General features: G+C 60.2%; 8 protein-coding genes. 2 read left to right on the top strand and 6 right to left on the bottom strand.

What is annotated here, in order from left to right; all coding sequences use genetic code 11:
• The first annotated feature begins 1 nt into the window (after position 1).
• Positions 2–1,438, top strand: coding sequence for a winged helix-turn-helix domain-containing protein (locus SE16_RS03525; RefSeq protein ID WP_054493130.1), 1,437 nt, complete (start codon positions 2–4; stop codon positions 1,436–1,438).
• Between the two features lie 39 nt (positions 1,439–1,477).
• The gene (locus SE16_RS03520; protein WP_054493131.1) at positions 1,478–2,092 is read left to right on the top strand and encodes a hypothetical protein; all 615 of its coding nucleotides are present in this window, start codon (positions 1,478–1,480) and stop codon (positions 2,090–2,092) included.
• A 90-nt stretch (positions 2,093–2,182) separates the two neighbouring features.
• On the opposite strand, the gene SE16_RS03515 is transcribed toward SE16_RS03520, so the two are convergent.
• From SE16_RS03515 to SE16_RS03490, 6 genes are all read right to left on the bottom strand, one after another.
• Complete coding sequence (locus tag SE16_RS03515) at positions 2,183–3,064, bottom strand: VIT1/CCC1 transporter family protein (RefSeq protein ID WP_054493132.1); 882 nt, start codon at positions 3,062–3,064, stop codon at positions 2,183–2,185.
• A 36-nt stretch (positions 3,065–3,100) separates the two neighbouring features.
• Positions 3,101–4,114 (bottom strand): thiamine-phosphate kinase, encoded by a 1,014-nt coding sequence (thiL, locus tag SE16_RS03510; RefSeq protein WP_054493133.1) that lies wholly within the window; start codon positions 4,112–4,114, stop codon positions 3,101–3,103.
• 157 nt (positions 4,115–4,271) lie between these two features.
• Complete coding sequence (locus tag SE16_RS03505; protein ID WP_060687222.1) at positions 4,272–6,707, bottom strand: beta strand repeat-containing protein; 2,436 nt, start codon at positions 6,705–6,707, stop codon at positions 4,272–4,274.
• Positions 6,708–6,814: 107 nt separating this feature from the next.
• Positions 6,815–7,918, bottom strand: a complete 1,104-nt coding sequence (locus SE16_RS03500) for a TIGR03032 family protein (RefSeq protein ID WP_054493135.1) — start codon at positions 7,916–7,918, stop codon at positions 6,815–6,817.
• Between the two features lie 101 nt (positions 7,919–8,019).
• Entirely contained in the window at positions 8,020–9,945 is a 1,926-nt protein-coding gene (locus SE16_RS03495; protein WP_060687220.1) for a hypothetical protein, read from the bottom strand.
• 182 nt (positions 9,946–10,127) lie between these two features.
• Positions 10,128–13,625 (bottom strand): choice-of-anchor Q domain-containing protein, encoded by a 3,498-nt coding sequence (locus SE16_RS03490; protein ID WP_054493287.1) that lies wholly within the window; start codon positions 13,623–13,625, stop codon positions 10,128–10,130.
• Positions 13,626–13,797 lie beyond the last annotated feature (172 nt).

Below are 13,797 nucleotides of genomic sequence, written 5' to 3'. Positions count from 1 at the left end.
TATGGCACGAACACCTGCGTTGTTCATTCGCAATCCATATGCTGAAAACCGACCGGCGTCGCCCGAAATGTTCTACGGGCGCGCCGCCGATGTGCGCTGGATGATTGAGCGCCTTGCCAAACCCTATCCCGATAGTTTGGCAATCGCCGGACCGCGCCGGATTGGCAAGACCTCGCTTTTGCATTATGTGCGGCACGCCTTTCAACATCCCGATATCATTGATGAAAAAGTCACCACTGAATGGGCGGCGTATCGCAACCTGCTTGCGCTTGGCTGGCCTCATCTGCACGTCTATGTTGACGCCAGCCGTCTGCTTCATTCGCAGGATGATGGCGACGAAACCACCGCCCCCCGTTTTTGGCGCATTTTGCTGCGGGCGTTGTTGCACACGTGCGAACAGCACCATGAGCATCTCGATATCGAATTGCCGGCGTGGGAAACAGTGGAAGAATCCGACTGGCTTGCCGAAATACTGGAAGACGCCCTGGACACATTGGCGTTGCGTGAGCGGCGGGTCATCTTTTACCTGGATGAGGTCGAAAAAAAGAGTTTCCCGGTTGAAGTGGGGCAGGTGTTGCGTTCGTTTGCCATGCAATATGGCGCGGCGTTTGTCATCGCCAGCCACCGCTCGCTGCTTGAATGGTTGGACGATCCGACAAATTACAATTCCCCCTTCTACAACATGCTTTCCTACCGCTACCTGCGCCCGTTGCCGTCTGATGAAGCCTACACCTTGCTCACCGACCCTGGGCGGCGCGAATTGTCGCCGACATGGATGGCTGACCATGAACCGCTTCTGGCGGCGCTGGTTGAAGCCACAGGGGGGCATCCTTCACTAGTGAAACTGGCGGGTGAGCGGTTGTGGGACCTCTCGGTGGTTCAACAACGCGCCACACTCTCACTTGAAGAAGTGCTCAACCATGTGCGTTTGCAAGGCGAACCAACTTTCATGAGCATTTGGAACGCGCTTGATGAATCGGAGCGCGAAGTCGTGCGGATGATTGCCCAGGGCGAGCGGGAAGCCTGCTCACCGGACCATGCCCGTGTGTGTGAAATCCTGCGCCGCGATGGCGTTTTGGTCGAGACGGAGCAAGGTTGGCGTGTTTTCAGCCCATTGTTCGCCGAATACGTGCGCGATATGTCCCCGGTTGAGCAGGAAAGCGCCTTGCGTTTGGAAGAAATGCAGGTGTATGTGGCGCATGCAGAAACCCCGATTGCGCTGACCAAGACGGAGCATCGTTTGCTGGCGTTTTTGCTCGCGCACCGTGGGCGCACCTGTTCCCGCGAAGCCATTTTGGCGCATGTGTGGAACAAGCACGAAGATAACAAGGTGCTGGATGTGACGATTCAGCGGCTTCGGCGTAAAATTGAGCCCGACCCGCGCGAACCGCGCTATTTGATAACAGTGCGTGGTGAAGGGTATCGGTTGGACGCCTGAAAGGGCAAACAGAAGTCAACAAGCATCGGAGCGTGACCATTGACCACAGCGTTTATTGTTGGTGTGTTGATTGCCTGGCTCGTCATTCGGTGGAGTGTCCAATGGTATTTTGAACAACGCGGTTGGGTGACGGTTGAACCCCTGACCCCGCCGCGTGTGGTGGTGCGAATGGTTGAACGCGCCCGCCTGCTTCCCGAACGCGCCGCCCAGCGTTGGCTGCGTCTCCCGGCGGCTTCACCCGTGCTCCCCCAGGAGCAGGTGCTGGATGCGGATGTGCTCGCCGAAGAAGTCGCGCCGCCGCCCACCGACGAAGAGGCGGCTTCCGCCGCGTCGGTGATTGAGATTGTGGAAGAGGCGAGCGAAGAGCCAGCCGCCCGCGTTGTGACGCCGCCCGCGCCCGAGCCTGCTGTGCATGCAGTGGACGAGGGCGAACCGGCTGAGGATGAGCCGCTTACGCTCACGCCGTCTGAATCACCCGCAGACGCCGCCGAGTCTGTTCCGGCGCCGCTCTTTCTCTACGTGGAAGCCTATTGCCCAACATGCCGCACCCAGCGCCCGCTGGTTGACCCCGAGGAGACAGCGCCCGATGATGAGCATAAGGGCGTGCGGGGGCTGTGCCCCATTTGCGGCGGGGAGCTGTTTGCCACGCTCTGAATGGAGCGCGTGAGAGTGGCGAAAAAAGGCGGTGCGCCCAGCAATCGCACCGCCTTTCTGTTTTGCGGTGTTTGCTTCTGTTTACGCCCGTCAAACCTCAATTCCGAAGAGTGTGCGGAGAAGGTAGCCCACAGCAAAACTGAACGCCGCCACGCTGAGACTCAGAACGCTCATTTCGAGGAAACTGCGCTTGAAATCGCCGCCTTGCGCCACGCTGACGTAAAAGTTGAAGAGCGCGATGATGCCAATAGCGAGTGTCAGCGTCAAGATCAGGCTGATGATGTAATGCAAATTGAACAAGTACGGCGAAATCAGCACAGCCACTGTGAAAAGATACGCCACGCCGGTGTAAAACGCGGCTTTGAGTGGGTTTTTCCCGCTCTCCGGTTCGGCTTTGGTGGAAAGGTATTCGGACGCCGCCATCGAGAGCGCGGCGGCGATGCCGGTAATCAACCCCGTCAGGGCGATGAGTGGCCCATTTTGCAACGCCAGGGTGAGCCCAGCCAGCGCCCCCGTCAATTCAACCAGGGCGTCATTCAAGCCGAGCACAACTGAGCCGACATAGTGCAAGATATCTTCATCGAGCATGGCAAGCAGTTCTTCTTCATGCGCCTGTTCTTCTTGCCAGATGCGCTCGGCTTCGGGAAAGATGCGCGCCAATTCCGCGTAGGCGGCTTGGGATTTTTCCTCGCCTTGTTCCATCAGCCGCAAGGTGAATGTGAGCCCCAGAATGCGCCCCAGCAGGACATAGAGCCAGACTTTGAAGCGGTGCGGTGGCACCTCAGTGCCGCTCAACGCCCGCCAGGTCTCGTAATGCGCGCGTTCCATCTCGGCGATGCGTTGCAACGTGGCGCGGTTTTCTGCGTCGCGTGTTTGTTGCGCCAGGCGCGTGTAGATGTGATACTCGGTGATTTCATCACGCTGCCGTTCGAGCAGTTTTTGACGCACGTCTGTGGGTATCTCGCGTGGCATGATGCGCCTCCTGTGTTGGGTTTGCGCGGGGATTGACTAGAAGTGCCGCCAGCCTTTGGGTTCAAGCGGTGTTTCGCACCCGTCGGGGGTGCGCACGAGACACCCCTCTTCGGCGGGGCGAATTTCACCAATAACCGTAATAGGCGTACCGGTGGTTGTGAAGACGCGATGCGCCACACTTTCAACCGCGTGCGGCGCAAGTGTGAAGCAGAGTTCGTAATCTTCGCCGCCGTGCAAGGCAAGATGCCAGGCCGGCGTGTCAATGTGCGCCGCCAATGGTCGCAGGGCGGGTGAAATGGGCAAGCGTGCCGCGTCAATGCGCACACCAACGCCGGATGCGCGGCAGAGGTGCATGATGTCGCTACTCAGTCCGTCGCTGATGTCGAGCATGGCGGTGGCGTGGCCGCTCGCAGCAATCAAGCGGCTTTCGGCCAGGCGTGGTGTGGGCGTGCGAAAGCGGTTCAGCAAGGGGCGGCGGCTCTCTTCATCCAGCGGCAGGGTGGGGTTGAGCAGGAGCTGCAGGCCGCCGGCAGCGTCGCCGAGCGTGCCCGTGACGCAGAGCAGATCGCCGGGGCGCGCACCACGGCGCAAGAGCAGATGCCGACGTGCGACACGTCCCAGCACGGCGATGTCAATGACAAGATGCGCACCTTTGCTCATGTTGCCGCCAACAATCGCCACGCCCGCCGAAGCCGCGAGGCGTTGCATGCCGGTGTAGAGGGCTTCGATGAAGGCCACGGGGGTTTCCGGCGGCGCCACCAGCGAGACAAGCGCCAGCCAGGGTGTTCCGCCCATGGCGGCGATGTCGCTCAGGTTGACGGCCAGCGCGCGGTGCCCCAACGCTTCAGGGGTGAGGAAGTCGCGCTGAAAGTGGATGGCTTCGACCTGAGCGTCAATGGTAGCGAGCAGGCAGGTCTCGGCGTCCCAACGCAAGACGGCGGTATCGTCGCCGATGCCGACGATGATGTCATCGGCGGTGGGCACACCGACAATGCGGGCAATGTGTTCGATCAGGTTGAATTCGCCAATGTCGCTGATACGGTGGTTCATGGTTCTTGCGTCTCGTTGCGTGGTGGGGGAGATGCTACAACAGTCGTGAGGAAAGGCAAGCGGGGAGATCAACACAGCAGAAAAAAGCCGGGGAAGGGTTCTTCCCCGGCCTCAAGAAGAGCGGGTGGCGGCATGCTTATCCTGCCTGATGGAAACGTTATGACTTGCGCCGCCGCAGCCACAAGCCGCCCAGTGCCAGCGATACCGCCCCCAACACCGCCGCCAGCCCGCCGCTGCTGCCGCGGCTGCTGGCTGTGAGGCTTTGCAGGGTAACGGCTGTCGGCGTGTTACCATCTCCCACCAATGTCCACGGGCTGAACGCAGTGACATTGTTCACATCCACGCAGTTATTCACCGGGTCTGGCGTTGTTGCTTGTGCCACCCAACTGCCGCTGGTCTCATCCCAGCGGTAGGCGGTGATGGTGTTTTCGTCAGTGACGCCGGAACTGGTGAGCTCTGCGGCCGTGTAGCAGAGACGCAGCTTGACATCAAAGGAACTGCCGGTCGCCGTCAGCACCCAGATGACGGGGAACTCGCCGCTGGTCTGGCTGCCGCCGGGATACACCCCCGCCCGCTTGAGCACATTCACCTGCCCTGGCGAGCCGCTGTTTACCTGTGTCACGCTCACATTTGTGCCGCCGATGTTGGTAGCCGGGAAACTGTTGGCGTAATAGCTGGTCTCATTGCTTTGCAGCTCAAAGGCGCCGATGTCGCAGTTGGTGTTGACTGGCCGGGTGAAGCCGCGCTGGTCCTGGGTGAGGCCGCCGCAGGAGCCGGCAGGGATAGCATCCAACGCCGGACTGCCGTCCACCAGGGAATGTGTTTTGGTCTGACCGCCGTTCAACGCCAGCACCGGATTGAGGATACTGGCCAGCGCCACATTTGTGCCGTCGCTGGTGGCGGTAATGTCGGTGCAACCGGCTCCAGAACAAGGCGTGAAACCATCGAACGCCTGGCCGCTGTTCTCCCCGCTGTGGCCAAACAGGTTGTAGTTGTTGGCATTGAAAGTGTCCGAGTTATAGATTTCATTTCCGCTGCTTGCAGCCGTGTTGCCGGAGATCAGGCTGCGGTTGAGCGTCAGTGTGCCTAAGTTCTTGATGCCGCCGCCGCCCCAAACGCCCCTATTACCACTGATGGTGCTGTTGCTCACCGTTGCCGTGCCAACCTCGCTGAAGATGCCGCCGCCGAAGGTGGCCGAATTGCCGCTGATGGTGCTGTTGGTCACCGTCAGCGTGTCACCGTTGCAGATGCCGCCCCCGTTGGTGGTGGCCGAATTGCGGCTGATGGTGCTGTTCGTCACCGTCAGCATGCTATCGTTGAAGATGCCGCCGCCGAAGAAAGCCCTATTACCACTGATGGTGCTGTTCGTCACCGTCATGTCACCGTAGTTGTGGATGCCGCCGCCGAAAGAATTGTTGGCCGAATTGCCGTTGATGGCGCTGTTACTCACCGTTGCCATGTAATTGCTGTAGATACCGCCGCCGGTGTTGGTGGCCGAATTGCCGCTGATGGTGCTGTTGGTCACCGTCAGCGTGTCACCGTTGTAGATGCCGCCGCCCAGATTGGCCGAATTGCCGCTGATGGTGCTGTTGTTCACCGTCAGCGTGTCTTCGTTGTCAATGCCACCGCCGTCGCCGCTGGCCGTATTGCTGCTGATGGTGCTGTTGCTCACCGTCACCGTGCCATTGTGGTTGTAGATGCCGCCGCCGTAGTAAGCCGAATTGCCGTTGATGGCGCTGTTACTCACCGTTGCCATGTAATTGTTGTAGATGCCGCCGCCCTTGTTGGTGGCCGAATTGCCGCTGATGGTGCTGTTGTTCATCGTCAGCGTGTCTTCGTTGTCAATGCCACCGCCGTCGCCGCTGGCCGTATTGCTGCTGATGGTGCTGTTGCTCACCGTCACCGTGCCATTGTGGTTGTAGATGCCGCCGCCGTGCTTGGCCGAATTGCCGCTGATGGTGCTGTTCGTCACCGTCAGCATGCCATCGTTGAAGATGCCGCCGCCGTTGCCATCGGACCCACTCCCATTGGCATTGCCGCCGGTAATGGTGGCGTTGTTCAGCGTCAGGTCGCCGGTGTTGGCCACATACAGCACGTGGTACACGCCGTTGTTGCCGTCAATGGTGTGGCCGTTCCCTTCTATGGTGATCTGGCTGGTGATGTTAGGAAGGGCACTCGTCAGCGTCACGTCCGTTTGCAGGGTAATGGTGTCCGCACCGCTGCCGTCCACGCACCCATTCCCGGCTGCATTGTCGTTGTTAGCCGAGGTGATGGCTTCCGCGAGGGTGCAGGTTGTGCCATCCACGGTGATGGTGGCGGCGTGGACGGGTGGGGCCAACGGCCCGGCCAGCGCCAGCAGCAGCGCCGCCCCCGCCAGCGTGGTCGCCAGCTTCTTTTGCCAGGCACGCCGGGCTTTGCGCGGCAGCGCCCGCAGCTGCCGGTAGTAGTAGACCACGCGGCGCAGGAAACGTTCCCACTGTTTGAGCAGGATGGCTGCCAGCCAGGGGTTTTGGGCTTGCGCCACCTGCGCCCGCCATGCCGCCAGGGCGGCTTGCAGGTCTTGCGGGGTGGGGTTGGGTGGTTTTCGAGACATGAGAAACCTCCTTGAATAGATCTTGTTTGTATCCCCTTCCCGACAATCCGGGGTGGGGATGGACACACATCATTGGGGCAGTGGGACAGGGTGTACCGTGCCCCTACCTACACCGATGACGATTTCAACGGCGGCGGCACATCGGCCAGCGCCGCATCGGGAACGACATAGGACGTCATCACCAGCGGGTCGTTCCATTCCAGCAGGTCTGGATAGCGGGCAGGCAGCACCTGCACGGCGAAAATCTCCTGCACCCCTTCCTCGAAGCGCAAAAAGGCCACCGTCTCGCCGGTCTGGATGTTGACCACCCAGACGCCGCAGACGCGCTCTTCCAGTCGTTCCACCAGGGGGATGCCGCTGAAAACCGCGCTCTCCCGCACCTGCGAGAGGCCGATGAAAGCCAACGGGCCGACGAAATCAATGCCGCGCGTAAAGCCGGGCAGTTTGGTGATGGTGTGCCAGGTGCGGTTGGGCAAATCCACCAGCGCCAGGCTCCCCTCGCCCGATTCCAGCAGCCAGAGTTGGTTGTTGTAGAGGCGGGGAGAATGGGGCATGGAGAGGCCGCGTAACAGCACCCGGTTTTGGGCCACATCCATGAGGATGCCGCCGTCTTTCTTGTTCTCGCGCCAGCCGCCGGGGGTGTCGGTTTCACCCAGGGCGGTGACGTAGGCGGGGCGGCCGTTGACCATGCACAGCCCGTTGAGATGGCAGCGGTCTTCCGGGGCCAGCGCCGTCACAAAGTGAGGCCGCCAAACAGGATTGAAACTGTGGTCGGGGTCGAGGGTGCAGAGGGTGCAGAAGCGGGTGTTGACCACCCAGAGCTGCCCGTCGGCGTCGTAGGCCATCTCGTGGATGTCAATGTCGCCGGTGATGTGAATTTGGCGGGGCAGGTAGGCGGCGTCGTGTCTGCCCTGGGGTTCCACTTTGGGCGCCACAGCGGGGACGTTGCGGTACGTCCAGACGGTGTTGGCGCCGCCGATGGACAGGCTGCCGTTGCGCGGGTTGTGGGCGATGCCCATCGGCTTGTGGAAGCTGCGGAAGTGGGTGTTGAGGCCGCCATCCGGCTCGGCGCGCACGAGGATGACGTGCCCCGCCTGGTAGGTGGAAACGGCCAGGCTGATGCCCAGTTGGGTGAGGATGGCGGGCAGGTTGCTGGTGAAAACGCTGCGCAAGGGGTGTTGAGGCGGCGTATCTGCAGAGTGCTGGGACATATACCCTCCTCTTTCATCATAACAATCGATACACAAACAAGGCGCCTCACGCCATTTTGTTGGTTGATGTGGAGCGCCTTGTGACAAGACGAGAACAATGCTCAGGGTGATGCTTCCAGTACCAACTCAACTGTGGTGAATTCCACCATATCCTCGGCGCCATTGCTATTCGTGCTGGATGTGGGGGAAAGCACGATCTGATAGGGTTGTCCACCAGCGGCATTTGCAAAGAACCGTTGCAAGGAATCGGTGATGTCGAGCGATGTTGGCGTGCAGTCCGTTATTGTTCCCAAACGTTCCAGAACCGGTATGTTGGCGGGGTCGGACAGTGTGTTAGGATCGAAAATGTTGTATGCCGAACTGTAAACATCAATGCCGCCCAGATGAGTAAACGGATCGCCATTGAGCACTGCGCACGCTACTTCAAGGTGGGCGTTGTGAATCGTCGGCGATTGGATATCGGCCATGCCAAAATCAAGCAGCGTGATCCATGTGCCGTCGAGTGCGTCGTCGCCGACCAGGTAGGATGCCGAGCTGTTGGGAGACGCGGGAGCAAGCAGCAGACTGCCGCTATTCGCCGCGTTCGCGTTCACAACCAGTGTTTGTGGTGCTGGCGCCGCGCTTTCCTCGCCGGCAGGAATTGCTGATGATGCCAGGTTGGGGACGCATTCAAATGTATTCAGCATGAGGCTGTACAGGTCTCGTTGAAGGTCTGCCAGCGGCTGGTTGGCCGGGATTTCTTCGCGGAACCCCAACTGCACGATGGAGTTGCCACATCGCACATAAAAGGCGCGGTACATGGCGTCGAACTGGAAGTACTGCACCCAGAAAGCCGGTTCATTGTCGAGCAGCATCACGCCCACGCGGCTTTCGTCAATGACACCATCCTCCGAAACGGGGAGCGATCCTGTGGGCCCGCCTTGCTGTTTCTCCTCCTCCCAGAGGCGGAGCAAATACTCGCGCGCCCACGTTTCCGCCACATACCCCGCTGACGTGTTGTCCATCTCGAACGTGGCCATATCCAGCGCGTAGGCGGGGCCGGTGTATGTCCAGTCTGCGTCTGCTGGGCGAACGGCGACGTCAGGGCCAAGAATCGTGACGCCGGAGCCGTCTTTGGAGGGCACGACCTGCGCGGTGGCGGGGTACGCAATGCCGAAGAGGCCGTTTTCACCGCTGTACACACGCAGCGTATAGCCCATTTCGCTTTGCGCGCTGTTTTGCGACAGTGTCGTCAGCAGCGAGGGGGCGTCTCCATCGTGACACCAGAACCCCTCTTTGAGGAAGGTGTAGAGGGCTTCCTGAATCGAAAACAAGGGGTTGGTCCCCGCGGCGGGCTCATCGCTGAACTGGAATTGCAGCTGCACAACCTGGTTGGGGCAGGCGACATAGAAGGCGAGATCCAGCATGCCGAAAGCGGCGTTTTCCACGAACATGGCCGGTTGCCCACGCACGACAGAGGGGTGCAGATTTTCTTCAATCAGACGACCGTCTTCGGTGACTGGGTAGATCTCGGGAGGCGTCAAGCCGCTGGTTTTGGCTTCTTGCCAGGATTGCAGCAAGAAGTTGCGCGTCCAGGTTTCCACATCCACGCCTTCGGGATTGGGGAAGGGGGTTACCGTCAGGGTATAGCCCGGCCCCTCGTACAACCAATCCACATCGGGGGCGCGGACGGCCAGCATGGGTCCCACAATGGCGATGCTATTTTCGACCATCGTCGAGCGGATTTCCGCGCCGGGTGGATAGACGATGGAGAATCCATTGCCTGTGTAAACGTTCACTTCGTAACCGGACGGTTCGGTGCCCAATGGTTGTTCAGCCTCAGCCGGCGTAGGGGAGGGGGAGGCTGGCGGTGGCGGTTCCGTTGGCGCCGGGGCGGATGTGGCGGCGGCGGTTGGCTCGCTGGCTTGCGTGGGGATGGCGGTTGAGGCCGGCTCCGCCGGTTCGCTTGTGGATGGCGTTGCGCCGCTACATGCGGCCAGCCAGAGAGTGAACAAAAGCAGCACGGCGAGAATGCGTTGTGTGGTCATTGTACCTCCTTTCAGTGTGGAAGGGGGCGGGGAACAATCCCCGCCCCCAGGTTTGATGTTTTCAGGAAGGCGCTGTTCAGGGCACCCAGATTGCGTGGACGTCCCACTCCTGTGCCCGAACCTTTCCGTTATCCTGGCTATCTCTTCGCTTCACTCACAACACGCTTGCAAGTGATGGATGGTTATTGTCGTCGCTTGCGTACAAGTGCCAGAGAGACGACGCCGAGCAGTACGGCGCTCATCCCCACCAGCGGCCAGGTATTGGAAGCTCCGGTGACATGCGCCTCAAAGTCATTCAAGGTGACGGCCGTCGGCGACGTCCCCGCATCCAGCGTGCCCAGGGTGAAGTTGCTGCCCAGCAGGGAGACATCCACGCCCAGGAACTGCACCTGATCGCCAACAATGGCGGTGGCAGTGGCGATGTCGCTGAACTGGCCGGTGGTACCGGTGCGCTTCAGCAAGCGGTAGTTGCTGGCTGGCCCTGCTGGGGACTTGCCGTTGCCCATGCCGCCTTCGCTGAAGTCGAAGATGATGTCCACCAGGCAGGTGCCGGGGGTGGCGCAGTCCACGCCGGCGGTGTTGTCGGTGACGTCGATGTAGAAGGAACGCGCCCAGCGCTGTGGGGTGGGGGCTGTCGCCCAGTCGCCGGTGGTGGGCAGGTCGGTGGTGACGTTGCTGTTGGCAGCCACGTTGTGGCCGAAGAGCAGCCAGTCGCCGTCGTCGTTGAGGAAGGTGCGGTCTACCACGATCATCCCGGCGGCGTGCGCCTGGGTGTGCTTGTTGCCGCCGTACTGCCCGATGCCGGCCACGTCCAGGTCGAAATCGCCGTTGGCGTTGTCATCGCCGTCATAGACATCGTTGGCGGAGAGGGCGACGTTGTACTTGGCGCTCAGGTAGTTTTCCACCAGGATACGTTCCGTATCGTTGAGGGCGGCGGAGAAGACGATGTAATCCCCGATGTAGGCGTTGAGGTAGGGGTCAACAGTGTAGATGGATTTGCCAATGTAATGCTGGCTGATGGTTCCCACATCTTGGGGAGTCAAGGTGTAACCTGACCCTGAAGCTTCCGATGCTCCGTTGCGCCAGCCCTCGCCGTTGGGGACACCCCACACGATATCTACTATCTGACCACTGTTTGCAGGCAGGGCGTTGTTGAAGGTCAGTCGTTCTTCGTTGGGTTGGCCACTCGTTGTAATGGCAAAGCGGGGAGTGTTTGTTGTATCGTTACGCGTGGTGACGAAGCCATTGTATGTGGTGTTCGACCCGAAATCCCACAACCGCTGCCAAGCGTTGCCGCCATTCCACTGAAAAGCAGTGAAGAAACTGAAGGCGGTCTTCCCCTCGATGACGCTGGCAGGGATGTTCAGGTAATCGTTGCTGCCATCGAACTGCACGGCGGGTTGATTGTTGAGGCTGGCAAGACTGGTGACGTGTGTTGGCTGAGAGGTGGCACTCCCTTGTGTCACATCAGCACCATGGCCGGACTGGTCGGCCCAGGTACTCACGCTGCTGCCGCTGGTGGTCACGCCCGCATCGGCCTTCAGCCACAGCTCCAGCGAACTGCTGCCGTTGGTGATGCCCACGCCGCCGGGACCGTCCCCGCCGCCTACGCCAGGGGTGACGAGTGCCGCGGCGTCTGTTTCGTAGGCGCCGATGTCGCAGGTGGCGGTGCCATCACCGTTCCCATCGGTGGGGCGGGCTGCGCTGCGCTGGTCGGTGGCTGGGCAGCCGGTGTTGGTCCCGGCGTCGATGGCCGGGGAGCCGGAGAGCAAGGGGAAGACCTGTTTGCCGGGGCTGCCAAAGTCGGTCAGCGCGCCCAGGTTGGGGTCCACGCCGATGATGTTGCCGTTTACGCCATTCGTCAGGTCGCAGGCATTGGTGCTGTCTTCGATGATGTTGTTGGCCGAGCTGGGGGCGATAGAACTGCCGTTGACGTTGACGCAATCCCCGCCGGCGGTGCTGTTGGCGATGATGACGTTGGTCAGCGTGGGGCTGCTGCCGTTGTCGTTTAACATCCCGCCGCCGGCGGTGGTGGCGCTATTGCCGGAGAAGGTGACGTTCGTCAGCGTGGAGCTGCTATTGTAGTTTAACATCCCGCCGCCATATTGGGCGCTGTTGGCGGAGAAGGTGACATTGGTAAGTGAAGGAGTACTATTCCATGCTGTGAGTCCACCGCCGCTACCGCTAGCTGTATTGCCAGAAAAAGTAACGTTTACCAAAGTTGGATTGCTATTATCGACGTTTTCCATTCCACCGCCGTTGGTGGCCGAATTACCAGCGAAGGTCACATTGGTAAGTATGGGGCTACTGTTGGGATTGTTGTTCATCCCACCGCCGAAGGTGGCGCTGTTGCCGGAGAAGGTGACGTCCGTAAGCGTGGGGCTGCTGTTGTTGTTGTACATCCCGCCGCCGAGAAAGTTGGCGCTGTTGGCGGAGAAGGTGACGTTGGTCAGCGTGGGGCTGCTGTTGTCGTTGAGCATGCCACCGCCGTTTTGGTTGGCGGTGTTGCCGCGGAAGGCGGTGTTGGAGATGGTAACGGTGCTGGTGTAGTTGGCCATGGCGCCGCCATCGTTGGTAGCGGTGTTGGTGAGGAAGGTGGTGTTGGTGATGGTGACGGTGCTGGTGTAGTTGGCCATGGCGCCGCCATCGTTGGTAGCGGTGTTGCTGAAAAAAGTGGTACCTGTGATGGTTGCGCTCCCCAGGATGTTTCTCAGCCCCCCTCCATAGGTGCTGGAATTAGCCACGAAAGAAACATCAACGAGCAGACTATTGCCGTCGGGCGCGTTTTCCATCCCCCCGCCGGCAATTGCCGCACTATTTCGGGTGAAAGTGACATTGATCAATGTAGCGTGGCTATTGGTGCCATTCCACATGCCGCCACCGAATGAGTTGGCGGTGTTGTCCCTGAAGACCACATTCGTAAGTGTGGCGTTGCTTCCCTGGTAATTGTACATTCCCCCACCGATGTCTGCGGTATTACTATCGAAAATGATATTATTTAGCGTGGGGTTGCTTCCCTGGAAATTGTACATTCCCCCACCGATGACGGCCAGATTGCCAGAAAAGGTGAGGTTCGCAAGGGTGGGGTTACTGCTGTTCGAGTTGAACATTCCTCCGCCAAGGTGATTTGGATTGCTCCCCTCCGCTTTTCCTCCGGTAACGACAAAACCATCCAGCACGGCGGTGTTGTCTACACCGTCACCAGTGACGACGTGATAGGCGTTGTTGCCCTGGATGTTGGCCGTGTCGGTCACCACGCCGTTGGCGTCGGTCGTGTCGTTCTTGTCAATGTCGCCGCTAAGAACGGTGATGTTAGCCGCCGGGTCGCGCTGGTTGCGGGCGGTCTCCGTCCCCGCAAAGCCACCGTAGAGCGCCACGCCACTTTTGAGTCGGAAGGTGCTGTTGCGGTCATCGTTGGTCTGCCCAGCGCCTTCGTCGGGGTAGTAGACGCCGGCCGCCACCCAGATTTCGCTGCAGGCGGTGTCGGCCAAGGCGTCTTGCACGGTGGTGTAGGCGTCGGTCCAACTGTTGCCGTTGGCCGCGCCAGTGGCATCGGCGTCTACGTAACAAAGGGGGCCGTCGGCGGCATGCACCGAGCCGGTGGAAAGGGAGATGAGTCCCGCGAGTGCCAGAAGGAATACGAGTGATATTGATAGGAAAAACAAGAAAGAGCGTTTCATGAAATGTGTCTCCTTTCTGATTGCTGATTGTGTCGCACGAAAACCTCCTTTGACGGCTGTTCTGCTTCACAAAAGATTTTCCATCGCCCACCTCCTTGCTTTTGCCACTTGGTGCATCCCGGCCTACTGCGTTCCCGTGCATCGCGCATACCCCTGTCGCCCAGACGGCATG

This window comes from Ardenticatena maritima, from assembly GCF_001306175.1.
Taxonomy (GTDB): Bacteria; Chloroflexota; Anaerolineae; order Ardenticatenales; family Ardenticatenaceae; genus Ardenticatena; species Ardenticatena maritima.
This window is presented reverse-complemented; position numbering and strand designations above follow the sequence as displayed.

What these genes read in the sequence shown, in the direction of transcription:
- SE16_RS03525 (WP_054493130.1), top strand. Translation starts at nt 2, where the DNA reads ATGGCACGAACACCTGCGTTGTTCATTCGCAATCCATATGCTGAAAAC.
- SE16_RS03515 (WP_054493132.1), bottom strand. Translation starts at nt 3,064, where the DNA reads ATGCCACGCGAGATACCCACAGACGTGCGTCAAAAACTGCTCGAACGG.
- thiL (WP_054493133.1), bottom strand. Translation starts at nt 4,114, where the DNA reads ATGAACCACCGTATCAGCGACATTGGCGAATTCAACCTGATCGAACAC.
- SE16_RS03505 (WP_060687222.1), bottom strand. Translation starts at nt 6,707, where the DNA reads ATGTCTCGAAAACCACCCAACCCCACCCCGCAAGACCTGCAAGCCGCC.
- SE16_RS03500 (WP_054493135.1), bottom strand. Translation starts at nt 7,918, where the DNA reads ATGTCCCAGCACTCTGCAGATACGCCGCCTCAACACCCCTTGCGCAGC.
- SE16_RS03495 (WP_060687220.1), bottom strand. Translation starts at nt 9,945, where the DNA reads ATGACCACACAACGCATTCTCGCCGTGCTGCTTTTGTTCACTCTCTGG.
- SE16_RS03490 (WP_054493287.1), bottom strand. Translation starts at nt 13,625, where the DNA reads ATGAAACGCTCTTTCTTGTTTTTCCTATCAATATCACTCGTATTCCTT.